Genomic DNA, 26,331 nt, shown 5'->3' with positions numbered 1-26,331 from the left:
GAGTGTGCCGCAGCACAACCGCCAGCGGAGCGCCCGGACAGTGTGGCGCTGCTCAACTTCAGCGGAGCCCGACCAACATCGCGCCCCGCTGTTCCAACAGCACCGGTCCGAGGGAGCCGAGCTCGATCGGACCGTCGTAGCCGCCCCGATCCACCGGGATCTCCCCGATCCGTGCGCCCGTGGTGGCGTCGTGCACCGCCAGACCCCCGGGCACCGGAAGCACCAGCCGCCCGGCGAAGACGGTGCCCGGACCCAACGTCCGTTCCACCGTCCACATCGGATGGAGATCGGACGCGGCCAGGGCGATGGTCCGGGACCCGGTGAACCAGTAGACGACCCCGGTGCCCACGGCCGTCGACACCACCCGGCCCGGCGGGTCGCCCGACGCCTCGTCGGCCGGGATGTCCAGCGGGTACTCGCCGACCTGGTCCCCGGCGTCGCCGAACACCGCCAACCGCGGCGGATTCGGGGTGAGCACCGCGGCCAGCTCACCGCTGAGCGCCACCAGCCGGGAGCCCCGCTCACCCACCAGGGTGCTGCCCAGCTCCTCGGGCTCTTCGGACTTCTTCGGGTTGGGCTTGAGGATCGTCAGCCGGTCACCTGTTTCCCCGGGGCAGCGCTCGACCACACCCAGACGGTTGTTCGTCACCGCCATCGACCCGTAGGAGCACTCCGGCCGCGGCTGCTTGTTCGGGTTGACCACCGCCGGCACCTCGCCGTACTGCAGCGTGCGCACCAGGTCCGAGCGCCACACCTCGATCAGCTCGTGCCCGGTGGCCGTGACGTGCACGCCGTCGTCGAGCAGCCGGGTGCCCAGCTCCGCGTCGCCGTTGCGCTGCGCGCCCCGCTCGCCGGTCACCCCGTCCAACGCGGTGACCTCGCTACAGTTCCGGGACTTGTGGTAGACGGCCAGCGCCTTGCCCCACGCCGCACCGACCGTGCACAGTCCGAGGCCGCGGGAGTAGCGCCAGCGCACGTCCCCGGTCAGCGGGTCCCGGCCGACCACCTCGCCCTGATCGCCGGTGACCACGGTCGGTCCCACGACCACCGGTGCCGGGGTCGCCCCGCTCGGGGCCCGCCACACCTCGGCCAGCGTCGGCGGCATCGCCGCTGGCGGGGGCGGCGCGACCAGCCCGCTCGGACCGGTCTGCAACGTCGTCGCGCGCGCGTCGCTGCGCCACCACAACGTCGTCCCCGCCGCCAGCACCGTCACGATGATCAACACCACCGCGATCAGGTCGGCCTTCTTCCGGCGCTCGGGTCGAACCACGGGCGCCATCATCCCAGCCGCGCTGTGGGGATCAGGTGGGGCCGCCGGAACCGGCGTCCTGACCGCCGCCGTCACCGGCCCGGGCGCTGCCGCTCGGCGCCTCCTGCCCGGCCCGGGTGCGGCGCCGCCGCTGCCGCCGGGGCCGCTGGCCGTCCCCGCCCTGGCCGCCGTCCTGCCGGCCCTCGGCGGGCTGGGCCGCGGCCTCGCCGCCGTCCCGCGTGCGCCGCCGGCGCCGCCGGCGGGCCGGCTGCTCCTCGTCGGAGCCCTGGGCCCGTGCCTGGCGCGCCGGTGCCTGGACGCCGTTGCCGGCGCGAGCCCGGCTGCGCTGGCGCCGCCGGCCCTTGCGCGGCTCGTCCTCCTCCACCGGCTCGGCGGACAGCCCGGCCCGGGTTCGCTTGGCCAGCGGCAGCCGGCCGGTGGCGTCGTGCGAGATGCCCAGGTCGGCGAACAGGTGCTCGGAAGTGGAGTAGGTCTCCACCGGATCCGGCTGGTCCAACCCCAGCGCGTCGTTGATCAGCTTCCAGCGCGCTTCCTCGTCCCAGTCGACCAGGGTGACCGCCACGCCGGTCTTGCCGGCCCGGCCGGTCCGGCCGATCCGGTGCACGTAGGTCTTCTCGTCCTCCGGGCACTGGTAGTTGATGACGTGCGTCACGTCCTCGACGTCGATGCCGCGGGCCGCGACGTCGGTACACACGAGCACGTCGACCTTGCCGGAGCGGAAGGCCCGCAACGCCTGTTCCCGGGCGGTCTGGCCCAGGTCGCCGTGCACCGCGCCGGCCGCGAAGCCGCGCTCGGTCAGGTCGTCGCTGATCTTCTGCGCGGTGCGCTTGGTCCGGGTGAAGATCATGGTCAGGCCGCGGTCCTCGGCCTGCAGCACGCGGGCGACCAGCTCCATCTTGTCCAGGGCGTGCGCCCGGTAGACGAACTGCTGGGTGCGCTCGTGCACCGCGCCGCTGTGTGGCTCCTCGGCCCGGATGTGCGTCGGCCGGGTCAGGAAGGTGCGGGCCAGGGTGATGATCGGGCCCGGCATGGTGGCCGAGAACAACATCGTCTGCCGCTGGTCGGGCACCATCCGCAGGATTCGCTCGACGTCGGGCAGGAAGCCCAGGTCGAGCATCTCGTCGGCCTCGTCGAGCACCAGGATCGAGGTCTTGCCCAGCACCAGGTGCCGCTGCTCGGCCAGGTCCAGTAGCCGGCCCGGGGTGCCGACCACGACGTCCACGCCGGCCCGCAGCGCCTCGATCTGCGGCTCGTAGGGGCGGCCGCCGTACACGGCGAGCACGCGCACCCCCAGGTACTTGCCGGCGTCGGTGATGTCGTGGCTGACCTGCAGGCACAGCTCGCGCGTCGGCACCACCACGAGCGCCTGCGGGACGCCGTCACCGGGGGTGGTGATGCGGTGCAGCAGCGGGGCGCCGAAGCCCAGGGTCTTGCCGGTCCCGGTGCGGGCCTGCCCGATGACGTCCTCACCGCGCAGGGCGAGGGGCAGGGTGAGCTGCTGGATGGCGAACGTGCGCTCGATGCCGGCGTCGGCCAGCGCGCGCACGATCTCCGGCCGCACGCCCAGCTCGGCGAAGGTCGGCGCCTCCGGCGTGACCGGGGCGGCCGCGTGCAACGGTTCGGATGTGTCGGTGTCGTCGACCAGCCCGGCCTCGCTGTGATCCAGCGAGCGGGGGTCGAGGGAATCCGGATGGGTGTGGCTGACGGTCAGGGTGATCGCCTCTCTCGTACCAGCGCGCACGCCCTGACGGGCGCTCGACCACGCCTCCGCCCCGCGGACACGGGTGTCCCGGCGGCGCGCGGGAGGGCCGATGTAGCGGTGCGCGCACCCTCGTCTACGTCTACTGCGGCATCGCGGCTGCTGGCGGGGCGGCTCTCGGGGCCACGCCACGGGCGGGCCGGGGTTCCGGCCGCGGTCGTCTCGGCGACGCCGATGCCTCCTTCCGGTCAGGTCCGGCGACGCCGGCCCGCCGCAATGACGCGCGGGCGGATGGCGCTCACCGTGCTACTGGCCGGTGATTGGGGCATCGGAGCGCAGTCTACCTGCCGGGATGTCCCTCCGCCGGGGCCGCGTCGAGCGGCGGGCGGATACGCTCCGCAACATGAGCGAGGCGGAGCAGCGGCCTACGGCCGTCAGCGAGGGTGTCATCGACCTGCTCGGAGTGCTGGCCTACGGGGAGCTGTCGGCGTTCGACCGGTTGGCCGAGGACGCGCGCAGCGCGCCGACGCTGGCCGGGCGGGCCGCGCTGGCCAGCATGGCCGCGGCCGAGATGGGGCACTATGGGCTGCTGGAGCGGCACTTGGCCGAGCGCGGGGTGCCGGTCGAGCAGGCGATGGCCCCGTTCGTGCGGCCGATCGACGCCTTCCACACCTCCACCGCACCGAAGTCGTGGCTGGAGTCGCTGGTCAAGGCGTATGTGGGCGACGGGCTGGCCGCCGACTTCTACCGCGAGGTCGCCGAGTGGCTCGACCCGGAGACACGGGAGCTGGTGCTCACCGTGCTGGCCGACACCGGGCACTCCGCGTTCGCCGAGCGCGAGGTGCGGGCGGCCTGCGCCGACCGCAAGGTGCGGGACCGGCTGACGCTGTGGGGTCGCCGGCTGTTCGGCGAGGCGCTCACCCAGGCCCAGCACGTGGTGGCCGAGCGGGACGGGCTGGCCGAGCTGATCATCAGCGGCTCGGGCGACCTCGCCGGGATCGCCGCGCTGTTCAAGCGCATGCAGAGCCTGCACGGCAGGCGCATGCAGGCATTGGGTTTGGGCTGACGACGGTGCGCCGGGCGCCGGCGTTCGCCCACGGCGGAGCCGTCGGCGCCGGATGCCCGGCCCTGCTCGGCTAGCCTGACGAGCAGCCATCAGTTTGTTCGAGCTGACCGGAGGTCCGGGTGGAGGTCAAGATCGGCGTCGCGGACAGCCCGCGCGAGCTCGTCGTATCGAGCGGTCAGGCGCCGGACGAGGTCGAGGCGCTGGTCAACGACGCGCTGCGCAGCCCACAGGGCCTGCTGACCCTGGTCGACGAGAAGGGCCGACGCTACATGGTGCCGGCCGCCAAGGTCGCCTACGTGGAGATCGCGCCGGCCGACCGGCGACCCATCGGGTTCGCCGTCGGTAGCTGAGCCGCCCGCGGGTCGGCACAGCAGACGACGAGGAGCCGCCGGGCCAGGGTGCCCCGGCGGCTCCTTCGTCTTCAGCCGGAGCCGCCCCGTCACGTCCGGGGTTCGCGCGGTCCCGAGCGAGACGCTTGTCACCGCGCCGGTCACCCTCTCGGGCTATCTCGAAGGCGTGAGGAGATCTGCGACAGCGGCCTTACTCGGCACCATCCGGGATGTCGGTCTCCACCGGGAAGGGCGGGCGGCCCACCCCGGTGATCCGGTAGCGACCCCAGGTGTCGGGCTCGCTCAGCACCGCCTCGGCCTCGCCGCCGGCGGTCCGCACCAGGATCTTGCGCATACCCTTGCCGGCTAGCTCCACCACGGCCGGATCCGCCGAGACCCGCCCGTACCAGTGGAAACGCCCGTCGATCGGCTGGAAGAAACCGCGTAGGCGCACCTGGGCGGTCACCTCGGCGTCCTGGGCCACCAGGGTGGCGGGCCCGGCGAACTCCTCCTCGTGGTGCTCGTGACCCTCGCTCATCGGCAGCTCCTCGTCCTTGCTCGTCGGTGGACACGATGTACGGCCCGCTGGCCGGCGGAGTGCGGTCGGAACGGCCCTGTCGCGGCGAAAGGAAGGTCAGCCGCCGCTGCTCGTGGTCCCGGTGCCGGCCTGGTCGGCGTCGGAGACGACACGCAGCACGGGCCGTTCGGCGAGCGCCCGGGCAACGCCCTCCTCGAACGGTTGATCCGGTTCCAGGTGCAGGCCGCTGGACCGCAACACGCCCTCGATGGCGGCCCAGATGATCTGTGTCAGGTAGTCGGTGACCGCCTCCCGGCTCATCGACTGCCGGTCCAGCCACCAGTCACCCGCGCCCTGCACCAGGCCGACCACGCCGTGGCCCCAGACCTCGGCGCCACCGGAGTCCATGCCGAAGGCACGCAGATAGTCGCCGAAGATCCGGGCGATCGCGCTGGCCAGAGCCCGCTTGTCCTCGGCCACCAGGTCACGGTCCGGCGGCCGGTCGACGAACTGGCCGCGGACCACGAACCGGTACATCTCGGGGTATTGCTCGATCAGCGCGAGGTAGGTGTCGACGGTGCCGCGGATCCACTGCCGTGGCGTGACCTTGTCGTGGGCCAACGCATCCAGCGCGGGGGCCATCCGTTCCATGAGGACGTCGGTGCCGCGCTGGGCGACCGCGAGGTAGAGGTCCGCCTTGTCCGCGAAGTGCCGGTAGAGCACCGGCTTGCTCACGCCGGCCTCGGCGGCGATCTCGTCCATGCCGACGTCGGCGCCGTGCTTCTTGATGGCGCACATCGTCGCGTCGACGAACTCCGCCCGGCGCGCTTCCCGGTGCGCCCGCCAGCGTTCCTTGCGCGCGTCCGACCGGTCGCCGCCCTCACCCGGTTGCGTCTTGACAGATCGCCCCATGTGACGCACGCTACCACGAGTACCTGTTACTTAAGGTAACAGATACCCAATAACACCCGATCGGTCGGTGCACCCACCGACCGTGGAGGAGGTGCGATGGGAGAACGGTCCCTGGTCGGCTGTCGAATTCTCATCACGGGCGCCGCCGGAGCCTTCGGCGCGGCCGCTTCGGCCGCACTCCGGCAACGTGGGGCCCACGTTGCCGGGCTCGACGTGGCCCCGGTGGGCGATGTCATTCCCTGCGACATCACCGACGAGGAGTCGGTGCGGGAGGGCGTCGCCGCCGCCGTGGAACGGCTCGGCGGCTTGGACGCGGTGGTGAGCAACGCCGGGATCGGGCTCCCCGCCGACAGCGGTGGTCCGGTCGACGATGCGGTGCGCCGCACGGTCGAGGTCAACCTGCTCGGTGGCTGGCGCATCACCGCGGCGGCCCTCCCGGAGCTGCTGCGTTCCCGCGACCCCCGCGCCGTGTTCGTCTCCTCCGGCCTCGCCTTCGTCACGGTGCCCTTCGCCTCCGCCTACGTCGTGACCAAGCGCGGCCTCTCCGCCTACGCGGACTGCCTGCGCATCGAGTACGGCAAGCGGCTGAAGGTCACCACCGTGTACCCGGGGTACGTCCGCACCCCCATCCACGACGCCAGCCGGCGGGCCGGGCTGTCGCTGGAAGGCAAGGTGCCCGCCGAACGCGAGAAGCACGTCGTCAACACCCTCGTTCGGACGCTGGCTGCCCACCGGCCACCCCGCGACACCGGAACCACGTGGTGGGGCGGTGCCTGCATCCGCCTCGCACGCATGTTCCCCAAGAGCGCGGACCGCATTGTCCTTCTGCGACACCGCTACGACGTCTCCCGCGGCCACTACGACTCGGTGCCGCTCGCCCAGCAGATGCTGCGGGCGGCGCAACGAAACCCTTCCCCCGAACGAAATCGGGAATTCCCTCCCCCTGAACGGACATCGAGTAGGTGACCGGGCCATGACCGCACAAGCAGCACACCTGGCCGACGGGGAGCGCACCGCAGAACGGTTGCTCGCCTCCTCGGCCAAGAACTCCTACGACCCCGAGCTCGACCTCGACTGGAACGCCCCCCTTGCGGACGACAAGTTCTACTTCGTGCCCGAGCGCCTGCCGCTCTACGGCACGTCCTGGTGGGAGCGGGCCACGCCGGAGCAGCGGATCGAGCACTCCAGGCACTTCGTCGCCGGGGTGGCCAGCAGCGGCATCTGGTTCGAGAGCATCCTCATGCAGCTGCTGCTCCGGCACGTGTACCGGGTGGACCCGCGCCAGCGGCAGCCGCAGTACGTGCTGACCGAGGTCGCCGACGAGTGCCGGCACATCGTGATGTTCGGCCGCATGATGGAAAAGCTCGGCACCCCGCACTACAAGCCGCCATTCGTGCCCCGCGAGCTGGGTAACCTGCTCAAGGCCGTGGGTTGGGGCCCCTCGATGTACGCTGCCACCCTCCTCGGCGAGGAGATCGTCGACAGGTTCCAGCGAGCGGCGATGAACGACGACCGGGTGCAGCCGATGATGCGCATGGTCAACCGCATCCACGTGGTGGAGGAGGCCCGGCACGTCCGCTACGCCCGCGAGGAGATCGTGCGGTCGATCGAGCAGGCGGGCAAGGCCGAGCTGGCACTGCACCGGGCAATCACCGCCGTGGTCGCCTTCTACGTGTCGCGGGCCTTCCTCCCGCTCGACACCTTCCGGCCCCTGGGACTTGACCCACGGGACGGGCTGCGCATGGCACTGGCGAACCCGCACTGGCAGCAGACGATGCGGTGGGGCGGGGAACGGCTGATGGCCTACCTCGACGAGCTCGGGATGATCGGAAAGTCCGTGGTGAAGCTATGGCGCAAGTCGCTGTTGATTCCGTGACCGGGGCGCGGTTCCGCACCTCCGACGGTGCCGAGCTGCACGTCACGAGCACCGGCCCGGCCGACGCGCCGGTCACCGTGTTCCTGCTGCACGGCTGGGCACTCACCGGCGACACCTGGCGGCGGGTCACCGACGAACTCCTCGCCGGTGCTGGGGGCGCGGTGCGCGTGGTGCGGCCCGACAACCGGGGGCACGGGCGTTCCCGGCCCACGCCCCGGGGCTCGGCCAGCATCGCGCGGGTCGCCGAGGACCTCGCGGAGCTGATCGAGGCCGAGGCACCCACCGGTCCGGTCGTGCTGGTCGGCCACTCCATGGGCGGGATGGCCCTGATGGCCCTGGCCGAGCAGCACCCGGAGCTGTTCTCGCGGGTCGCGGGGGTGTTACTGGTCAACACCTCCAGCGGCGGCCTGACCGGCATCACCCTCGGCCTGCCCGGGATCGTCGGCCGGATCGTGGTCGCCGTGGAGCGGCGGGTGACCCGGCTGATCGGGCGGTCCCGCGGCTCGGTGTTGTTCCGCCGGTCCGCGCCGCTGCGTCCCCTCCTGCGGTGGCTGCTGTTCGGCGAGCGCCCGGGCCGCTACGACCTGGCCGAGGCGGCCGAGCAGGTCGCCTCCTGCCAGCCCAGCACCTACGCCGAGATCAGGAGGGCGTTCGACGAGCACGAGCGACGGGCCGCGCTGGCGACCTTCGCCGGGATTCCCACGGTCGTGTTCGCCGGGGGACAGGACCGGCTCACCCCGCCGGGGCACTCCCGGGTGATCGCCGCCGCCATCCCCGGGGCGGAGCTGCGGATCTGTGGCGGCGCGGGCCACATGCTGCCCTACGAGCGGTCGCGGCAGCTGGCCGACGAGTTGGCGACGATGGTCCGGCGGGCCGGGTCCGAAGCGGCGGGTACCACCCGGAAGAGCACAACAAAGCGCCGGACCGGGCGACGCAAGGCAGTCGCGGCCGGCGAGTAGCGGGCCCTGGCCCGGCACCGCACACCCGATCTCCCGGCGGGGACGCTCCCCGCCGGGAGATCAGTGCGGCTGCAGCGGGAAACCCCCGCCGATGCCCTTCCACGCCAGCGTCGAGATCAGCGAGATCGCCTCGTCCCTGGGCACCTGCCGGCCGGCGTCCAGCCAGAACCGCGCCGTGACCTGGCTGAGCCCGACCAGCCCGACCGCCAGCAGGCGGGCCCGTTCCTCGTCCAGGCCGGCGTCGGCGGTGATCGTCTCGGTGATCGCCTCGATGGCCGCGGAGGTGGAGCGCTGCACCGCCTCCTGCACCGCCGGCTCACTGCGCAGGTCGGACTCGAAGACCAACCGGAACGCCTGGCCGTCGGCCACGAAGTCGAAGTAGGCGGCCACCGCCGCGTGCACCCGCTGCTTGTTGTCGTGGGTGGACTCGATCGCCTCCCGCACCTGCCGGGTGAGCTGGTCGACGTGTGTCTCCAGCAGCGCCAGGTACAGCTCCAGCTTCCCGGGGAAGTGCTGGTAGAGCACCGGCTTACTGACCCCGGCCCGCTCGGCGATCTCGTCCATGGCCGCGGCGTGGTAGCCGTTGGCCACGAAGACCTCCTGGGCCGCGGTGAGGAGCTGGGCGCGCCGCGCTGTCCGCGGCAACCGCACCCCGCGTCCCACCGGTCCGGTGCCCTGCTGTGCCGTCTCCGTCATCGCTGCTGCCTCCAGCCACGTCGTCCCGCCGGGTGGCCGCGCCGCGGCACCCGGCCGGGTTCCATGACCTTACTCGCTGGTAGTAGTGTTCCCGACTTCGTGGTTCCGTGCCCCTGCTCACCGGCGGGGTCGGGCCGCCCGGAGCATGCTGTGAGACATGACCCTGACGCAGCCTGCCCGCGACCCCGGGGCGCCGCCGGAACGGGCCCCGCTCACCAGGGTGCCCTTCTTCCAGGGTCCGTTGCCCCCGGTCGACGCGACCACACCGGCGTGGCCCGGTCACTTCCACACCTGCGGCGGAGTCTGCCTCCACGTGCGCCGGACGCCGGGCCCCGACACCGAGACCGCCGTCTACGTGCACGGCCTCGCCGGCTCGGCCACGAACTGGACCGACCTGGCCGGCCAGCTCGCCGTGCGGTGCGCCGGCATCGCCGTCGACCTGCCCGGCTTCGGCCGCACCCCGCCGGTCGACGGGCACGACTTCTCGCTGGCCTCCCACATCGACGTGCTGGTGCGCTTCCTGGAGGGACTGCGCGAGGCGCGTCCGGCCCGCGGTCCGGTGCACCTGCTCGGCAACTCCTTCGGCGGCACCGTGGCGATCCTGGCCGCCGCCCGGCGCCCCGAGCTGGTGCGCACCCTGACCCTGGTGTCACCCGCCGTGCCCGACCTTCGGCCGTTCCCCGCCCGGCTGTCGGACCGCCGGTTCCCGCTGGCGGCGTTGCCCGGCCCGCTCGGCCGGCGCTACCGGGAGCTGCTCGCCGCCGTCACCCCGCGGGAACGCGTCGAGCAGATGCTACGGCTGTGCTTCGCCAACCCCGACGACGTGCCCGAACATCGCGTCGCCGAGGCCAGCCGGGAGTACGCGGAGCGCTACGCCATGCCCTGGGCCGGCCCGGCCCTGCTGCAGACCACGCTCGGCCTCATCCGGTCGTGGCTCGCGCCGCGGGCGGAGTCGCTGTGGCGCGCCCTGCCCCGGGTGAGGACGCCCACGCTGGTGATCTGGGGCACCGAAGATCGGGTCGTCAGCGTGCGCAAGGCACCGCGCACCGCGCGCCTGATCCCGCGCGCCCGCCTGCTCGTGTTGCCCCGAACCGGGCATGTCGCTCAGATGGAACGTCCCCGGACCGTGGCCCGGGCCGTGCTGGGGATGCTGGCGGCCGTTGATCGCGGAACGTGGTGACGTGGCGTTGACAGAGTCCGAACGGGTGCTGTGGCACCCTGAAGCGCGTGACCCGGACGCCGCAGGGACCTCGTGAGGCAGTAGCCAAGCGTGCATCCACGTCGTCCACGGGCGCGGCCGCGAGCAGCCGGCACGTCACCCGACGGCGCGGTGAGGCGCGGTACCAGCGCGGCTCCCGGCGCACCGACGCCGAGCCGTTAGCCGCCTCCTGGGATCCCCTCGCCCACAGACGGCGGGAAGAGGCGTCCCGAGAGCGGAAGAAGGGCCTGCTCGCCACCTACGGCTGGCGCGTCTACGCGCTCCCCGTGCTCGTCGTGGTCACCGCGCTCGCGGTGCTCAAGGGGACCGAGCAGCCCACCGACGGGTCCTCGGTGACCGGGGTGGGCAACCTCGCCAACACCGGCCCGACCAGCCGCGCACCCGGCGTGCCCAACCCCGATCCGCAGAAGTTCGCCGAGGCCAAGGCGGCCGCGGAACTGCCGCCCGGAGGCAGGTTCACCGAGCGCGGCGAGAAGAAGTGGGACGTGGTGCCGGGCTCCAGTGAGCGCTTCGGCGGCCCCAAGCTGTTCCGCTACACCGTCGAGGTGGAGCGCGGCGTCGAGGTCACCGGCGGCCCGGAGACCTTCGGCCGGGACGTCGACAACATCCTGCGGGACCCGCGGAGCTGGATCGCGGACGAGCAGCACGGGTTCCAGCGGGTCGACTCCGGGGAGCCGGACCTGCGGATCAGCCTCACGTCGCAGATGACGACCCGGGACATCTGCGGCTTCGAGATCCCGTTCGAGGGATCCTGCTACGACCCGGTGTCGCGCCGCGTGGTCATCAACATCGCTCGGTGGGTGCGTGGCGCGGTGGCGTTCCAGGGCTCCTACGTCGAGTACAAGCAGTATGTGATCAACCATGAGGTCGGGCACGGCCTCGGGTTCGGCCACAAGCCGTGCGGCGAGAACGGCGGGCTGGCGCCGATCATGATGCAGCAGAGCTGGGGCGTCTCCAACGACTACCTGGCCACGCTGGGCACCGACGGTGGCGTCACGGCCGACGGCAAGGTGTGCAAGGCCAACGCCTGGCCGTATCCGACTGCCAAGGCCGGTTGACGCCTCGCCGGCAGCTCCAACGCGCCCGGGGGTGCACCCGGTGCGGGCGCCGTGCGGGGTGTTGCCCGTGCCCGCCCCTGTGCAGGCGCTTTGACCAGGGCCGTTCCAGGGATTGGGAGCGGGGAAGACCGCGATGGCCAGCGACGTTGTTCGTTGCGGGAGACTGGGAGTTCGCCGTCGTGACGAGGAGGAGCGCAGATGCCGCTGCCGCCGCTCGTGGAGCCCGCCGCGGAGCTGACCAAGGAGGAGGTCGCCCGGTACAGCCGCCATCTGATCATCCCGGACGTGGGGGTGGACGGGCAGAAGCGGCTGAAGAACGCCAGGGTGCTGGTGGTCGGCGCCGGCGGGTTGGGCAGCCCGGCGTTGCTGTACCTGGCCGCCGCGGGCGTGGGCACACTGGGCATCGTCGAGTTCGACGTGGTCGACGAGTCCAACCTGCAGCGACAGGTCATCCACGGCCAGTCCGACCTGGGCCGGCCCAAGGCCGAGTCGGCGCGGGACGCGATCGCCGAGGTCAACCCGTACGTCAAGGTCAATCTGCACCAGCTGCGCCTGGACTCGTCGAACGTGCTCGACGTCTTCGGTGACTACGACCTGATCCTCGACGGCACGGACAACTTCGCCACCCGCTACCTGGTGAACGACGCCTGCGTGCTGCTGGGCAAGCCGTACGTGTGGGGCTCGATCTTCCGGTTCGAGGGGCAGGCCAGCGTGTTCTGGGCCGAGCACGGGCCGCAGTACCGCGACCTGTACCCGGAGCCGCCCCCGCCCGGGATGGTGCCCTCCTGTGCCGAGGGCGGCGTGCTCGGCGTACTGTGCGCCTCGATCGGGTCGATCATGGTGACCGAGGCGGTCAAGCTGATCACCGGCATCGGCGAGACCCTGCTCGGCCGGCTGATGGTGTACGACGCGCTGGAGATGAGCTACCGCACCATCCGCATCCGCAAGGACCCGGAGGGCGAGCCGGTCCAGGAGCTCATCGACTACGAGGCGTTCTGCGGCGTCGTCTCGGACGGGGCGCAGCAGGCGGCCGCCGGGCACACCATCACCCCGCTGGAGCTGAAGCAGAAGTTCGACCGGAACGAGAACTTCCTGCTCGTCGACGTCCGGGAGCCGCACGAGTACGAGATCGTCAGGATCCCCGGTTCGGTGCTGATCCCCAAGGACCGCATCCTGTCCGGCGTCGCGTTGCCGGAGCTGCCGCAGGACAGGCCGATCGTGCTGCACTGCAAGTCGGGGCAGCGCTCGGCCGAGGCGCTGGCCGCACTGCACCGGGCCGGTTTCGCCGATGCCGTGCACGTGGGCGGTGGCGTGCTCGGCTGGGCCCGCGAGGTCGACCAGAGCCTGCCGACCTACTGACCAACCCACACTGACGAAACCCGCGCCACCCGGGGCCCTTCGGACCACAGTCCGAAGGGCCCCGGTTCTTGGGCCTTCCCGCCGAGCGCGCGGTGCTCCGCGCCGGTACCTCAGCGCCCGGCAGCAGCGGACCATCCAGTCGAGCAGTGCGAACGCGATGAGGGAGTCGGTGCCGGCGAAGGCCGGGTGAGGGCGGGCGATCCGGTGACGCCCTGCTTCGGCAACCCATCGGAGCAGGGCTTTTGTGGCTCCGCTCGGGTAGAGGTGAGGGTTCTTCGGCCTGGGATACCGCGTTCCGCGCCTGGCAGGCGGTACCGTCCCCAGCCGTGAGCCATAGACCGGAACCACCCCCGTCACACGTGTGCGCGGCGTTCGGCGTGCGTGGCGTCGAGCCCGAGCCGCTCGACGGCGGGCCGGCGTGGCTGTGCGGGGAGGTGGTGCTCCGGCCGGCCAGCAACCCCGCGGAGGCGGCCTGGATCGCGCAGACCCTGGACGCGTTACGCGTGCCGGACCTGCGGCTGGCCCGCCCGCTGCGGTCCACCGACGGCCGGTGGGTGGTGGCCGGTTGGTCGGCGACCCGGCACCTGGAGGGCCGCCCGGAACCCCGGCACGACGAGGTCATCGCCGTCTCGCTGCGGCTGCACGGGGCCACGGCCGACCTGCAACGCCCCCGGTTCGTCGACGCGCGCCGCGACGTGTTCTCGGTGGCCGACCGGTTGGCCTGGGACGAGGACGACGAGCCGCTGGACCCGACCAAGGGCGGCCGGCTGTTCGAGATGCTGTCCGTGCTCCGCAAGCCGATCGGGCTGCAGCCCCAGGTCGTGCACGGCGACCTGTTCGGCAACGTGCTCTTCGCCGGGGACACCGCCCCCGGCATCATCGACTTCACCCCCTACTGGCGCCCGGCCGAATGGGCCGCCGCGGTCGTCGCGGTCGACTCGCTGGCCTGGGGTGGCGCGGACACCGGCCTTGTCGAGCGGTGGCAGCACCTGGCCGACTGGCCGCAGGTGCTGCTGCGCGCGATGTTGTTCCGGCTCGCCGTGAACGCCCTACACCCCATGGCCACCCCGGAGTCCCTGGAGGGCCTGCAGCGGGCCTACCAGACGATCGCCCCGCTGCTCTGACGCACCGACCCGTACACCGACTCACCGACGGCGTACATCGTTGCGCGGGCAAGTTCGCACGGACGAAACAGACCGCCACTTCGGGGTAACAGCCCGGCCCTAACGTCACTGAGCGGGGCCGGAAGTTACTCCCTGCATGTCGTTTTCGTGCCTCTGTGTACACGCCCGACTACGTGATGTAGCGCTCAAGATCTGGCGTCGGAAGCGCGTGCGTGCACGCTGGGAGTGGGAGGTAGGTGTTATGGCGGAGCCGTTGACGACGTCTGCGTTAACGATCACCAAGACACATTGCCCTTATTGCGCCTTGCAATGCGGGATGAACCTCTCGTCCGAAGGTGGCTCCGTCGTTGTCCAGCCCCGCGACTTTCCCACGAACCGCGGCGGGTTGTGCCAGAAGGGGTGGACCTCGGCCGCCGTGCTGACCACCCCGGGACGCCTCACGCAACCGCTGCTGCGCCGGAGCCGGGAGGCGCCCCCGCACCCGGTGTCGTGGGACGAGGCCCTCGACTACGTCACGGAACGGATCCGTGACATCCAGCGACAGCGCGGACTCGACGCCGTCGCGTTGTTCGGCGGTGGCGGCCTGACCAACGAGAAGACCTACGCGCTCGGCAAGTTCGCCCGCGTCGCGCTGCGCACCTCGCAGGTCGACTACAACGGCCGGTTCTGCATGTCCTCGGCCGCAGCCGCGGGAATCCGGGTGTTCGGGATCGATCGCGGGCTCCCGTTCCCGGTGACCGACCTCGACGACGCCGACGCCGTGCTGCTGGTTGGCGGCAACGTCGCCGAGACCATGCCGCCCTTCAGCCAACACCTGCGGCGCGCCGTCGATCTCGGCGGGCTGGTGGTGATCGACCCACGCCGTACCGCAACCGCCGAACAGGCTGCGCTGCACCTTCAGCCCGCACCCGGCACCGACCTCGCGCTGGCGCTGGGCATGCTCCACGCCGTGGTCGCAGACGGCCACCTGGACCACGATTACATTTCCGCGCGTACCAACGGTTTCGAGGAGATGTGGCGCATCGCCGCGCAGTGGTGGCCGGAGCGCGTCGAACGCGTCACCGGTGTGTCGGCAGCGGATCAGCGTGCCGCGGTACGACTTCTGGCTCGCGCCCACAACGCCTACGTCCTCACCGCGCGCGGCGCCGAACAGCACGCCAGCGGTGCCGACACCGCCTCGGCATGGATCAACCTGGCACTCGCGCTCGGCCTGCCCGGCCGACCCGGATCCGGCTACGGATGCCTGACCGGCCAGGGCAATGGCCAGGGCGGGCGGGAGCACGGCCAGAAGGCGGACCAGCTCCCCGGCTACCGCAAGATCGACGACCCGGCCGCACGGGAGCACGTCGCGGCCGTGTGGGGTGTCGACCCCGCGGAGCTGCCCGGCCCCGGCCGCTCCGCCTACGAGTTGCTCGACGCCCTCGGCGGCGCGGACGGCCCGCGCGCGTTGCTGGTGTTCGGCAGCAATCCGGTGGTCTCCGCGCCACGCGCGGCACATGTCGCCGAACGCCTGGCCGCACTGGATCTGCTGGTGGTGGCGGATTTTGTGCTGTCGGAGACCGCGGAACTCGCCGACGTGGTACTTCCGGTGACGCAGTGGGCCGAGGAAGACGGCACCCTCACCAACCTTGAGGGTCGCATCCTATTGCGGGAACGGGCGATTGAACCTCCCCAGGGTGTGCGCAGCGACCTGGATGTGCTGCACGGTCTGGCAACCCGTCTTGGCCAGCCCGCGGAACGCTTCCCGACCGACGCCGAGACGGTGTTCGAGGAACTTCGGCGTGCCTCCGCGGGTGGGGTGGCCGACTACTCCGGCGTGAGCTGGGAACGACTGCGCGACGGCGAGCAACTGCACTGGCCGGTGCCCGCGGTCGACCACCCCGGCACGCCACGACTTTTCCTGGACCGCTTCGCCCACCCCGACGGGCGCGCCCGGTTCGCCGCGGTGAACCACCGCGGTCCCGCCGAACCACCCGACGCCGACTTCCCGCTGCTCGCCACGACTGGTCGCGTGTTGCAGCACTACCAGTCGGGCGCGCAGACCCGGCGTGTCGCCGAACTGGCCAAGGCCGTTCCCGAGTCCTACGTCGAAGTCCACCCGGACACCGCCGCCCGCGCCGGGCTCGCCGAGGGACAGCTGTCCCGCGTCGTCTCGCGGCGTGGCACCGCCGTGGCGCGCGTGCGCGTGGTGCCGTCGATGCGGCTGGACACGGTGTTCCTGCCGTTCCACTTCGCCGGCGACCAGCGCGCGAACCTCGTCACCAACCCCGCACTCGACCCGATTAGCCGGATGCCGGAATTCAAGGTGTGTGCCGTGCGCCTGGAGCCGGCCCCCGGGGAGGAGAGTTGATGCGTCCCCAACAGGTCGTCGTCATCGGCTATGGCATGGCTGGCGCCCGTTTCGCCGAGGAGGTGCGACGGCGCGACCCCGCCGGCGAGCGCGTGTCCCTCACCATCGTTGGCGAGGAGACACATGCCGCGTACAACCGGGTGCTGCTCTCCAGCGTGTTGGCCGGCGCGATGGCGACGGACGCGGTCACGCTCCACGACGGTGCATGGGCGGATCGGTACGGGGTGACGGTACGAACCGGCACCCGGGTGAGCCGCATCGACCGCGTGGTGCGCACCGTCACGCTGGCCGACGGCGACGTACTGCCCTACGACGCCGTCGTCCTGGCCACCGGAAGCCGCGCCTGGCTCCCACCGACCGAGGGGTTGTGCGACGAGAACGGCGAGCCGGCGCCGGGAGTCGTGGCGTTCCGCACCCTCGACGACTGCGAACGCATTCTCGCCACGGCCCGCCCCGGCGCACCGGTGGCGGTGCTCGGGGGTGGCCTGCTCGGCCTGGAGGCCGCCCGCGGACTCGCCGGCCGCGGCAACCGGGTCACCGTGGTGCACCCCGTCGGGCACCTCATGGAACGCCAGCTCGACCCGGCGGCCGGCCGGGTGCTCGCCCGCACCCTCGCCCAGCTCGGCATCGAGTTCCGGCTCAACGTGCTCGCCAGCGGTTACGTGCCCGGCGACGGCCTGAAGCTGGCCGACGGCAGCCACGTTCCCGCCGACCTGGTGGTCGTCTCCGCCGGTGTCCGTGCCGAGACCGGGCTCGCCGGCGACGCCGGCCTGACCATCGACCGCGGCGTGGTCGTCGACGACGCCCTGCGCACGTCCGACCCCCGCATCCACGCGATCGGCGACTGCGCCCAGCATCCCGGCACGATCTCCGGCCTCGTGCAGCCGGGATGGGAGCAGGCGGCGGTGGTCGCCGACCTGCTCACCGGCGCCGATTCCGCGGCCCGCTACACCGGTACCCCCGTCGTCACGAGGCTGAAGGCCCGCGACATCGACCTGGCCGCGCTCGGCGAGGTGCACGCCGAGTTGGACGACCCGGACGCCGAAGTGGTGCGGCTGGAGGACCCGGCGCGCGGCCGCTATGCCAAGCTCGTCCTCCGTGACGACAAGGTCACCGGTGCGATCATGCTGGGCACGCCCGACGCCGCGGCGATGGTCACCCAGCTCTACGACCGCGGGATGCCCGCGCCGTCCGACAGGTTGGCGCTCCTGCTGGGCCGTGCGCTGCCCAGCGGCGCGACCGGCGCCTCCCCGGCAGACCTGCCCTCCTCCGCGGTGATCTGTCGATGTAACACCGTCAGCAAGGGGCAGCTGATGACCGCGTGGCGGGCCGGAGCCCGCAGCGTGAGCGCACTGGCCGACGCCACCAGGGCCAGCACCGGCTGCGGAAGCTGCCGCGAGGCGGTGTGCGGGATCGCCCAGTGGCTCGCCGAGGTCGACCCGGACCAGGACGCCGCGACCGCCGGGCGCACCGCCTCCTGACCCCGCCGGGTCGGGTCCGCTGAGGGAGCACCCGGCCCGGTGGCTCTCTCCCACCACAAGTGAAGACACCACATCCGGATGCGCGGGCCACCGGGATCCACCGCCACGACGCCCTCGCTCCCGCCTCATGCGGGTGTGACGCACCCGAGATGACGCCGAGACCGCCACCGATGTTGGTCACGTTCCACGTTTCTGCCGCAGTGATGGGCATTTCCGACGCCGATGACGCATGTTTCGAACCGCCATATGACACGAACGAACCACCACACGACACAGGGACGCGCATCTGTCGCCCGTCAGGCGGCAGGCGAGCGTCGCGTTCGGGCGCGGATACGACCCCGCTTCGGCCAGCAAGGCTCGTTCTCACGGTGGGCGGCCGACCAGGTGAGCAGGAGTTCCCGCCCACGTCACGCGACGGCACTCCCGGGTAATGCGCCCTCCCTACCGTTTCGCCCCAGTTCCCCTGTAGTCCCCGGAGGTCATCGATGAGCAGCACGCTCGAGTTGGACCCGACTCCGGCAACCGCGCCAGCGGCCCGGCGTGGCCGCTGGATCGACGACTGGCGACCCGAGGACCCCGAGTTCTGGCAGCGCACCGGCCGCCGCGTCGCCCACCGCAACCTGTTCTTCTCGGTCCTTGCCGAGCACCTGGGATTCAACGTCTGGATCCTGTGGAGCATGGTCGTGGTCAGCCTGAACCCGGCCGGCTTCGACTTCAGCGCCGACCAGCTGTTCTGGTTGATCTCCCTGCCGAACCTGGTCGGCTCGGCGTTGCGCATCCCCTACACCTTCGCGGTGCCGCGGTTCGGCGGCCGGGCGTGGACCACCATCAGTGCCAGCCTGCTGTTGATTCCGTGCCTGCTGCTGATCGTCGCCGTCCAGGACACCAGCACCCCGTACTGGTTCTTCCTGCTGGCGGCGGCCACCGCCGGCCTTGGCGGCGGCAACTTCTCCTCGTCGATGGCCAACATCTCCTTCTTCTTCCCCGAAGGGAAGAAGGGTTTCGCGCTCGGCCTCAACGCGGCCGGTGGCAACATCGGCGTCGCCGTCACCCAGCTCCTGGTGCCACTGGTCATCTCCATCGGCGGCGGGGTGCACCTGGCGTACGCCGGCATGATGTGGATGCCCTTCGTGATCCTCGCCGGCGTGTGCGCGTGGTTCTTCATGGACAGCCTCACCGTCGCCAAGACGGACCGCCGCTCCTACGTCACCGCGCTGTCCAACAAGCACACCTGGGTGATGTCGTTCCTCTACATCGGCACCTTCGGCTCGTTCATCGGCTACTCGTTCGCGCTGCCGTTGCTCATCAAGAGCAACTTCCCCGAGCTGGTGAACATCCCGTTGCTGGTGAAGTTGGGCTTTCTCGCCTTTGCCGGCGCCCTGATCGGCTCTGTCACGCGTCCGCTGGGCGGTTGGCTGTCGGACCGGCTCGGGGGTGGTCGGGTCACCCTGCTGACGTTCGCCGGCATGGCCATCGGCGCGGTCGGTGTCCTGGTGGGCCTGGACACGCACTCGTTCCCGGTGTTCCTCGGCTCCTTCCTGTGGCTGTTCGTGATGTCCGGCGTCGGCAACGGCTCCACCTACCGCATGATTCCGGCCATCTTCGGCGCCCAGGCCCGCGCGCGAGCACTGGAGGAGGGCCGCGACCCGGACAGCGTGGTGCCGGTCGCCAAGCGGCACTCGGCCGCCGTCATCGGGATCGCGGGCGCCATCGGGGCGTTCGGTGGGTTCCTCATCAACCAGGTGTTCCGCATCTCGCACGTGAACCTGGGAACGATCGCGCCCGCACTGTGGGCGTTCCTCGCGGTCTACCTGGTCAGCATCGGCGTGACCTGGTGGTTCTACCTGCGGCGTCGGGTTCTGGTCGCGCGCGTGCCGAGCCTCGCCCACGCCCAGGTGTGACCCACCGGACACGGCCGAACGGCCGACGCACGCATCACCCGGACAGCGGGTGCGGAGGTCGTAACACCGCTGTCACACCGAGGTGAAGGCGGTGACACGCCGGCAACGCAGCATTCGGACTGAGCAAGGGAGGGAAGTGGATGACGCGCACACTCGTCGTCGTCGGACACGGCATGGTGGGACACCGGCTCGTGCAGGCGCTGCGCGACCGGGACACCGCGGGGACCTGGCGGGTCGTGGTCCTCGCCGAAGAACCGCGGCCGGCCTACGATCGTGTCGCGCTCTCCTCCTACGTCGACCACTGGGACGCCGGGAAGCTCGCCCTGGAGAACGCCGACCATGCCGGCGATGACCTGGTCGAGCTGCACCTGGGCGACCCGGTGGTCGCGGTGGACCGCGACGCACGCACCGTCACCACGGCCAGCGGCCTGGTCCGCGGCTACGACGCGCTGGTGCTGGCCACCGGGTCACGCCCGTTCGTGCCTCCCGTGCCCGGCCACGAGCTGCCCGGCTGCTTCACCTACCGCACGGTGGAAGATCTCGACGACATCCGCGCCGCGGCCGAGGGCGGCGGCGTCGGTGTGGTCGTCGGCGGCGGCCTGCTGGGGCTGGAAGCCGCGAACGTCCTCCGTCAGCTCGGCCTGGACACGCACATCGTCGAGATGGCACCGCGGCTGATGCCGCTGCAGGTGGACGAGGGCGGCGGCGCACTGCTCCGCCGGCTCGTCGAGGACCTCGGCCCCAGCGTCCACTGTGGAGTCTCCACCAAGGAGATCGCCGAGGCGCCCGACGGCCTACGCGTGGTGTTGTCCGACGACACCGAGCTGACCACGGGCATGGTGGTGTTCTCCGCCGGCGTGCGCCCCCGCGACGACCTGGCCCGCGCCTGCGGCCTCGACGTGGGGGAGCGCGGTGGCGTGCTGGTGGACGACGCCTGCCGTACCTGCGACCCCAACGTGTACGCCATCGGCGAGGTCGCCGCGGTGCACGGCCGCTGCTACGGCCTGGTCGGGCCGGGCTACGCCATGGCCGAGGTGGTCGCCGACCAGCTGCTCGGCGGCACCGCCACCTTCCCCGGCGCCGACATGTCCACCAAGCTCAAGCTGCTCGGCGTCGACGTGGCCAGCTTCGGCGACGCACACGCCAGCACCGGGGGCGCGCTCGAGGTCGTGCACAACGACCCGGTCTCCGGCTGCTACAAGAAGCTCGTCATCTCCGACGACGCCGGCACCCTGCTCGGCGGCATTCTCGTCGGCGACGCCACCTCCTACGCCACGCTGCGCCCCCTGGTCGGGCAGGCGCTGCCGACCGATCCCGGCGCCCTGATCGCCCCCGCCGGCAGCGCCGGCACCGGCATCGGCGTGGACGCCCTCCCCGACGAGGGGCAGGTCTGCTCCTGCAACGCCGTCACCAAGGGCACGATCAAGGACGCGATCGTGGTGGGCGGCTGCACCGACGTCGCCGGGATCAAGGCTTGCACCAAGGCCGGCACGACGTGCGGATCCTGCGTGCCGATGCTCAAGCAGCTGCTCTCGTCCTGCGGCGTGGAGCAGTCCAAGGCGATCTGCGAGCACTTCGAGTACTCGCGCGCCGAACTCTTCGAGATCATTCGCGCCACCCGCGTGCGCACCTTCAGCGAACTGGTGGAGAAGCACGGCCGGGGCCGCGGCTGCGACATCTGCAAGCCCGCGGTCGCCTCGATCCTCGCCTCGCTCGGCGCCGGGCACGTGCTGGAGGGCGAGCAGGCGACACTGCAGGACACCAACGACCGGTTCCTGGCCAACATGCAGCGCAACGGAACCTACTCGGTGATCCCGCGCGTCCCGGGCGGCGAGATCACCCCCGAGAAGCTGCTGGTGATCGCCGAGGTAGCTCGGGACTTCGGGCTCTACACCAAGATCACCGGCGCGCAGCGCATCGACATGTTCGGTGCGACCGTCGACCAGCTCCCCCACATCTGGCGACGGCTGGTCGACGCCGGCTTCGAGTCCGGACACGCCTACGGCAAGGCGCTGCGCACCGTGAAGTCCTGCGTGGGCAGCACCTGGTGCCGCTACGGCGTCCAGGACTCGGTGGGCCTGGCCATCGAACTGGAACTGCGCTACCGCGGCCTGCGCTCACCGCACAAGATCAAGGCCGCGGTGTCGGGATGCGCACGCGAGTGCGCCGAGGCGCGTGGCAAGGACTTCGGCGTGATCGCCACGGAGGAGGGCTGGAACCTCTACGTCGCCGGCAACGGCGGCTTCCGGCCCCGCCACGCCGACCTGCTCGTGTCCGATGTGGAGAAGGAAACGCTCATCCGGCTCATCGACCGGTTCCTGATGTTCTACATCCGCACCGCGGACCGGTTGCAGCGCACGTCGACCTGGCTGGAGTCGCTCGAAGGCGGCCTGGACCACCTGCGCGAGGTGATCGTCGACGACAGCCTCGGCATCTGCGCGGAGTTGGAGGAAGCCATGTCCGAGCACGTGGCTAACTACAGCGACGAATGGCGCGGTGTGTTGGAGGACCCGGAGAAGCTGTCCCGCTTCACCTCCTTCGTCAACGCGCCCGGGATACCCGACCCGAGCATCTCCTTCCGCGAGGAGCGGGGACAGAAGGTGCCGGTCCTGCTGCCCGTGCCGACGGTCGGGCAGACGAACGAGGTCGCGGAGGTGAAGCAGTGACCGCTGTAGCCGAGAACCTGACATGGACACCGGTGTGCCAGTATGCCGCGCTGGAGCCGGAGAACGGCGTCGCGGCGCTGCTGCCCGACGGCACGCAGATCGCGTTGTTCCGCGTGGCGGACGGAACGGCGTACGCGGTGTCCAATTTGGACCCGTTCAGCCAGGCGATGGTCTTGGCGCGCGGGATCGTCGGCGACCGCGGTGGCGTACCCATGGTCGCCTCGCCCATGCACAAGCAGGCGTTCGACCTGCGCACCGGACAGTGTCTCGACAACCCCGAGACGTGCATCCCCACCTACCCGGTGCGCGTCGCGGACGGCATGGTGGAGGTGGCCGGCAGGTGACCGGCGCGACCCGCACGGCAACTCCGGCGGTGCAGCCACTGACCGGCTACACCGTCGGTGTCACCGCGGCGCGTCGCGCCGACGAGCTGGGGGCACTACTGGAACGACGCGGCGCCAGCGTGCTGCACGCGCCAGCGATCCGGATCATCCCGCTCGCCGACGACACCGACCTGCTCACCGCCACCCGCGCGGTGCTCGCCGAGCCTGTCGACATCGTCGTCGCCACCACCGGCATCGGGTTCCGCGGCTGGATGGAGGCGGCCGAGGGATGGGGTGTGGGACGTTCCCTCGTCCAGCGGCTGTCCACCGCCACCGTGTACGCGCGCGGGCCGAAGGCCAAGGGCGCGGTGCGTGCCGCGGGACTCGTCGAAGCATGGTCGCCCGACTCGGAGTGTTCCTCTGAGGTCCTGGAACACCTCATGGGTACCGGAGGAGTGGCAGGCCGCAGGATCGCGGTGCAGCTGCACGGCGCACCGCTGCCGGAGTTCGTCGAACCGTTGCGCGCCGCCGGCGCCGACGTCGTGGAGGTGCCCGTCTACCGCTGGCTGGGACCGGAGGATCCGGGGCCGCTGGACAGGCTGATCGACGCCACGCTGCTCGGCCAGGTCGACGCGGTCACCTTCACCAGCGCACCGGCCGCCGCCAACATGCTTGCCCGCGCCGAGGAGACCGACCGCTACCAGCGCCTCGTCGCCGCGTTCCGGTCCGGTGTGCTCGCCGCCTGCGTCGGCACCGTCACCGCCGGACCGCTGCAGGCCGCGGGAATTCCGACGGTCTGGCCGGAGCGCGGCCGCATCGGTGCCCTCGCCCGCAAGGTGGTGGAGCTGCTGCCCGAGCGGGCGACGCGACTGCGCGTTGCGGGACACGACTTCGAGGTGCGCGGACACGCAGCCGTGATCGACGGTGAACTGCGTCCCGTGGCGCCCGCACCGATGGCCGTGCTGCGTGTGCTGGCCGCAAAGGCTGGCCGGGTCGCGCCCCGCACCGCACTGCTCGCGGCGCTGCGTGGCAACTCCGGGCGCGATGCCGACTTCGACGTACACGCCGTGGAGACGGCGATCGGCCGGCTCCGGTCGGCGCTGGGTGAGCCCAGGTTGGTGCAGACGGTGGTCAAGCGGGGCTACCGGCTCGCGGTGGAAACGGCGACGGGACGGGGGATGGACGAATGACGTTGGTGCTGGTGGCACACGGCTCCCGGAACCCGGCGGGCGGAATGGTGATCCGCCGGGTCGCGGCCGCGGTGCGCGAGCGGCTGAACTCGGTACCGGTGCGCGTGGCCTATGCGGACGTGGCCAGGCCCACGGTCGGCGAGGTGCTGCGCGAGCTCAACGGGCCCGCGGTGGTTGTCCCGGCCTTCCTGGCGGCCGGCTACCACGTGCGGGTCGACGTCCCGAACCAGGTCGCGGAGAGTGCGCGACCGGATGCGCTGGTGACGCCGGGCCTCGGCCCGCACCCGCTGCTGGTGGCGGCCGCGCACGAGCGGCTGCTCGCGGCCGGATGGCGACCGGGCGACGGGGTGGTGCTGGCCGCGGCCGGCTCGGCCGACCCGCGCGCGGTGGCGGACGTGCGGCGGGCGGCGGCCCTGCTGTCGGCCCGCCTCGGAGATGCGGTGCGGACGGCGTTCGTCACGACCGTCGAGCCCGAGGTGGGTAAGGCGGTGGCCGACGCCCGGAAGCGCTACGACCGGGTGCTGATCGCCTCGTGGCTGCTCGCACCCGGCGTGTTCCATCGGGTACTGCTCGGTGCCCGGGCCGACGCGGTCGCCGACCCGCTCGGCGCGCACTCCCGCGTCGTTGATCTCGTCGTGCGCCGCTACCTCGACGCACGCTGCTACCCCGCGGCAGCCTGACACCGGGCCGACAGGGACGTCCCAGCGTCAGCCCTGCTGGAAGGTGATGCTGATCGAGACCGGGGTTCCGTTCGGGCGCTCGGCGCCCAAGGTTGCGGAGTCGTGGGCGGGTATTCGCGTCCACGGGGTCACGGCAACGGTCCCAGCACTGCAGCGCACCACCAGGCGGGCCCAGAGCGGGTCGTCCGACTCGTTGTAGCAGGTCGCCTCCACGCGGGGCCCGCCACGAACCCGCGGCAGGACCGCGGGGCCGACATCGTCGCGGTGGACTGCGGCGGCTGGGCGGCCCAGCTGGTCCCGGTGACCCCGACCATGGCACGCGTCGCGGGAATAATTGAACCTTCAATAAGGTTGTCCGCTGACAAGTGGGCCGTAGCCGCACGGCCCCGGAGCGCTGGAGGCAACCATGCCCGCGGTGACCGCCGACACCCTCGCCCTGCCGCGCCTGCCCGGCCTGGCCGACACCGGAACGGAGTGGCGGTCGGTGCACAAGGTGGTGCAGGCCCGCCAGTACTTCGAGGGTGAGGGCTTCCTGGTACATCGTCCGTTCCCCGGCATGGACCTGTCGTTGGCGGACCCGTTCCTGCTACGGTCACGTACATGATCGATGGCGCGATGGAGCACACCGACTCCATCGGTGGCGGTGGCGTGATCACGGACGGTGGGACGCAGTGGATGACGGCGGGAGCCGGCATCCTGCACAACGAGATGCCACCGCAGGAACTGGTGGTGAAAGGTGGCCTGTTCCACGGCGTGCAGCTCTGGGTGAACCTGCCCAAGGAAATGAAGATGACGCCGCCGCGCTACCAGGACATCGGGCCGCGGGACGTGAAGCTGCTGTCGAGTGATGATGGTGGCGCCCTGGTGCGGTTGATCGCCGGGGACTTGGCGGGACACCAGGGGCCGGGTGTGACCTGGACACCGATCACGTACCTGCATGCGACGGTCAGCCCTGGGGCGCGGCTCGCGCTGCCGTGGCCGAGGGACTTCAACGCGCTGGTGTATGCGTTGTCCGGGCGCGGAACCGTTGGTGTGGAGGGGCGGCCGCTGGATGCGCACGAGCTTGCGGTGTTCGGTGGGGGAGAAGCGGTGACGTTGCGGGCAGCGGACACGCAGCCGCAGGCGAATGCGCGGGGCTGGGAAGTGCTTGTGCTGGGCGGGTTGCCGATCCGGGAACCGATCGCGCGGTACGGGCCGTTCGTGATGAACACCCGCGCAGAGATCATCCAGGCGGTCGAGGACTACCAGGCGGGAAGGCTCGGAACGATCCCCGCCGAGCACGTACCCCACCACACGATGGCGGATGAGAAGTTGGGCTGAGGCTCAATGAAGATCGAGCCGCCCAGCCCGGATGTGATGGAGGAAGGACGAGAAGGCGCCGGGGGAGAAGGAGAGGATGGGGCCGTCGGGGTTCTTGGAGTCCCGGACGGCGGTGAGGCCACCATGCGGAGCAGCTTCAACGCACGCTCCCCCGCTGGATCCGCTTCGGCACGACTTGTGCCATGCGGGGCTTACCTCGACACAGGCGCCGCCACCGCCATTGGCGTCGCCGCTACGGCTGCTCTTCCGCCATAACCAGGCGACCTCGACGCAGTTGCCGCCTCCGCTCCTGGTGCTCCTGCGCCAACATGCTCGACGGATGTCTAAGACGGGCAT

At 71.5% G+C, this 26,331-nt stretch carries 25 protein-coding genes; 18 read left to right on the top strand and 7 right to left on the bottom strand.

Annotated elements, in window-relative coordinates; genetic code table 11:
- Positions 1 to 58 precede the first annotated feature (58 nt).
- Both IEY55_RS05735 and IEY55_RS05730 read right to left on the bottom strand, forming a co-directional pair.
- The gene (locus tag IEY55_RS05735) at positions 59 to 1,279 is read right to left on the bottom strand and encodes an Rv3212 family protein (protein WP_229686102.1); all 1,221 of its coding nucleotides are present in this window, start codon (positions 1,277 to 1,279) and stop codon (positions 59 to 61) included.
- 22 nt (positions 1,280 to 1,301) lie between these two features.
- Positions 1,302 to 3,011, bottom strand: a complete 1,710-nt coding sequence (locus IEY55_RS05730; protein ID WP_189054676.1) for a DEAD/DEAH box helicase — start codon at positions 3,009 to 3,011, stop codon at positions 1,302 to 1,304.
- 361 nt (positions 3,012 to 3,372) lie between these two features.
- Here IEY55_RS05730 and IEY55_RS05725 point away from each other — a divergent pair, with 361 nt between their 5' ends.
- Together IEY55_RS05725 and IEY55_RS05720 are read left to right on the top strand one after the other, a co-directional pair.
- Positions 3,373 to 4,035, top strand: a complete 663-nt coding sequence (locus IEY55_RS05725; RefSeq protein WP_189054674.1) for a ferritin-like fold-containing protein — start codon at positions 3,373 to 3,375, stop codon at positions 4,033 to 4,035.
- A 119-nt stretch (positions 4,036 to 4,154) separates the two neighbouring features.
- Positions 4,155 to 4,385: a DUF3107 domain-containing protein gene (locus tag IEY55_RS05720; RefSeq protein WP_189054672.1), complete on the top strand. Its 231-nt coding sequence runs from the start codon at positions 4,155 to 4,157 to the stop codon at positions 4,383 to 4,385.
- A gap of 190 nt (positions 4,386 to 4,575) precedes the next feature.
- Here IEY55_RS05720 and IEY55_RS05715 read toward each other — a convergent pair whose 3' ends face one another.
- The gene (locus IEY55_RS05715; protein WP_189054670.1) at positions 4,576 to 4,902 is read right to left on the bottom strand and encodes a DUF4873 domain-containing protein; all 327 of its coding nucleotides are present in this window, start codon (positions 4,900 to 4,902) and stop codon (positions 4,576 to 4,578) included.
- A gap of 96 nt (positions 4,903 to 4,998) precedes the next feature.
- Positions 4,999 to 5,793 carry a TetR/AcrR family transcriptional regulator gene (locus IEY55_RS05710; protein ID WP_189054668.1) on the bottom strand — a complete coding sequence of 265 codons (795 nt, stop codon included), beginning with the start codon at positions 5,791 to 5,793 and terminating at the stop codon, positions 4,999 to 5,001.
- Between the two features lie 96 nt (positions 5,794 to 5,889).
- Here IEY55_RS05710 and IEY55_RS05705 point away from each other — a divergent pair, with 96 nt between their 5' ends.
- From IEY55_RS05705 to IEY55_RS05695, 3 genes are read left to right on the top strand one after another with little or no spacing between them, the layout of a single operon-like run.
- Positions 5,890 to 6,759, top strand: a complete 870-nt coding sequence (locus tag IEY55_RS05705; RefSeq protein ID WP_189054667.1) for an SDR family NAD(P)-dependent oxidoreductase — start codon at positions 5,890 to 5,892, stop codon at positions 6,757 to 6,759.
- Between the two features lie 7 nt (positions 6,760 to 6,766).
- Positions 6,767 to 7,669: an AurF N-oxygenase family protein gene (locus IEY55_RS05700; protein WP_189054665.1), complete on the top strand. Its 903-nt coding sequence runs from the start codon at positions 6,767 to 6,769 to the stop codon at positions 7,667 to 7,669.
- On the top strand, positions 7,642 to 8,628 hold the full coding sequence (locus tag IEY55_RS05695) for an alpha/beta fold hydrolase (RefSeq protein ID WP_189054663.1): 987 nt from the start codon (positions 7,642 to 7,644) through the stop codon (positions 8,626 to 8,628). The genes IEY55_RS05700 and IEY55_RS05695 overlap by 28 nt, the downstream gene beginning before the upstream one ends.
- Before the next feature lie 60 nt (positions 8,629 to 8,688).
- Here the strand turns inward: IEY55_RS05695 and IEY55_RS05690 are convergent, their stop codons facing one another.
- A complete protein-coding gene (locus tag IEY55_RS05690; protein WP_189054661.1) occupies positions 8,689 to 9,324 on the bottom strand; it encodes a TetR/AcrR family transcriptional regulator in 636 nt (211 codons plus the stop codon).
- Positions 9,325 to 9,481: 157 nt separating this feature from the next.
- Between IEY55_RS05690 and IEY55_RS05685 the strand changes: the two genes are divergently transcribed.
- The 11 genes from IEY55_RS05685 (at position 9,482) to IEY55_RS05635 (ending at position 24,675) form a co-directional block, all read left to right on the top strand.
- Positions 9,482 to 10,504 (top strand): alpha/beta fold hydrolase, encoded by a 1,023-nt coding sequence (locus IEY55_RS05685; RefSeq protein ID WP_189054659.1) that lies wholly within the window; start codon positions 9,482 to 9,484, stop codon positions 10,502 to 10,504.
- 47 nt (positions 10,505 to 10,551) lie between these two features.
- Positions 10,552 to 11,601 (top strand): DUF3152 domain-containing protein, encoded by a 1,050-nt coding sequence (locus IEY55_RS05680; RefSeq protein WP_229686081.1) that lies wholly within the window; start codon positions 10,552 to 10,554, stop codon positions 11,599 to 11,601.
- A 198-nt stretch (positions 11,602 to 11,799) separates the two neighbouring features.
- Positions 11,800 to 12,960 carry an adenylyltransferase/sulfurtransferase MoeZ gene (gene moeZ / locus IEY55_RS05675; RefSeq protein WP_189054657.1) on the top strand — a complete coding sequence of 387 codons (1,161 nt, stop codon included), beginning with the start codon at positions 11,800 to 11,802 and terminating at the stop codon, positions 12,958 to 12,960.
- Positions 12,961 to 13,286: 326 nt separating this feature from the next.
- A complete protein-coding gene (locus tag IEY55_RS05670; RefSeq protein ID WP_189054655.1) occupies positions 13,287 to 14,084 on the top strand; it encodes a TIGR02569 family protein in 798 nt (265 codons plus the stop codon).
- 241 nt (positions 14,085 to 14,325) lie between these two features.
- Positions 14,326 to 16,434, top strand: a complete 2,109-nt coding sequence (locus IEY55_RS05665) for a molybdopterin oxidoreductase family protein (RefSeq protein ID WP_189054653.1) — start codon at positions 14,326 to 14,328, stop codon at positions 16,432 to 16,434.
- The gene (locus tag IEY55_RS05660) at positions 16,434 to 17,915 is read left to right on the top strand and encodes an FAD-dependent oxidoreductase (RefSeq protein WP_189054651.1); all 1,482 of its coding nucleotides are present in this window, start codon (positions 16,434 to 16,436) and stop codon (positions 17,913 to 17,915) included. Before IEY55_RS05665 ends, IEY55_RS05660 begins: the two co-directional genes overlap by 1 nt.
- 485 nt (positions 17,916 to 18,400) lie before the next feature.
- Positions 18,401 to 19,816 carry an MFS transporter gene (locus tag IEY55_RS05655; RefSeq protein ID WP_189054649.1) on the top strand — a complete coding sequence of 472 codons (1,416 nt, stop codon included), beginning with the start codon at positions 18,401 to 18,403 and terminating at the stop codon, positions 19,814 to 19,816.
- Between the two features lie 140 nt (positions 19,817 to 19,956).
- A complete protein-coding gene (gene nirB / locus IEY55_RS05650; protein ID WP_189054647.1) occupies positions 19,957 to 22,482 on the top strand; it encodes a nitrite reductase large subunit NirB in 2,526 nt (841 codons plus the stop codon).
- Positions 22,479 to 22,826 (top strand): nitrite reductase small subunit NirD, encoded by a 348-nt coding sequence (gene nirD / locus IEY55_RS05645; protein ID WP_189054645.1) that lies wholly within the window; start codon positions 22,479 to 22,481, stop codon positions 22,824 to 22,826. Before nirB ends, nirD begins: the two co-directional genes overlap by 4 nt.
- Entirely contained in the window at positions 22,823 to 23,995 is a 1,173-nt protein-coding gene (locus IEY55_RS05640) for a uroporphyrinogen-III synthase (RefSeq protein WP_189054643.1), read from the top strand. The genes nirD and IEY55_RS05640 overlap by 4 nt, the downstream gene beginning before the upstream one ends.
- Positions 23,992 to 24,675, top strand: a complete 684-nt coding sequence (locus IEY55_RS05635) for a sirohydrochlorin chelatase (protein WP_189054641.1) — start codon at positions 23,992 to 23,994, stop codon at positions 24,673 to 24,675. Before IEY55_RS05640 ends, IEY55_RS05635 begins: the two co-directional genes overlap by 4 nt.
- A gap of 27 nt (positions 24,676 to 24,702) precedes the next feature.
- Here IEY55_RS05635 and IEY55_RS05630 read toward each other — a convergent pair whose 3' ends face one another.
- On the bottom strand, positions 24,703 to 24,888 hold the full coding sequence (locus IEY55_RS05630) for a hypothetical protein (RefSeq protein WP_189054639.1): 186 nt from the start codon (positions 24,886 to 24,888) through the stop codon (positions 24,703 to 24,705).
- Between the two features lie 193 nt (positions 24,889 to 25,081).
- On the opposite strand from IEY55_RS05630, the gene IEY55_RS32735 reads away from it, so the two are divergent.
- On the top strand, positions 25,082 to 25,279 hold the full coding sequence (locus tag IEY55_RS32735) for a hypothetical protein (RefSeq protein ID WP_308424725.1): 198 nt from the start codon (positions 25,082 to 25,084) through the stop codon (positions 25,277 to 25,279).
- Positions 25,276 to 25,995 (top strand): pirin family protein, encoded by a 720-nt coding sequence (locus IEY55_RS05625; RefSeq protein ID WP_308424724.1) that lies wholly within the window; start codon positions 25,276 to 25,278, stop codon positions 25,993 to 25,995. The genes IEY55_RS32735 and IEY55_RS05625 overlap by 4 nt, the downstream gene beginning before the upstream one ends.
- Before the next feature lie 3 nt (positions 25,996 to 25,998).
- Here the strand turns inward: IEY55_RS05625 and IEY55_RS05620 are convergent, their stop codons facing one another.
- The gene (locus IEY55_RS05620) at positions 25,999 to 26,331 is read right to left on the bottom strand and encodes a DUF397 domain-containing protein (protein ID WP_189054637.1); all 333 of its coding nucleotides are present in this window, start codon (positions 26,329 to 26,331) and stop codon (positions 25,999 to 26,001) included.

Origin of the sequence: Longimycelium tulufanense (assembly GCF_014645795.1) — a bacterium.
In the GTDB taxonomy this organism is placed as follows: Bacteria; Actinomycetota; Actinomycetes; order Mycobacteriales; family Pseudonocardiaceae; genus Longimycelium; species Longimycelium tulufanense.
The sequence above is the reverse complement of the archived record's forward strand: the minus strand, read 5'-3'. Positions and strand labels throughout refer to the sequence as shown.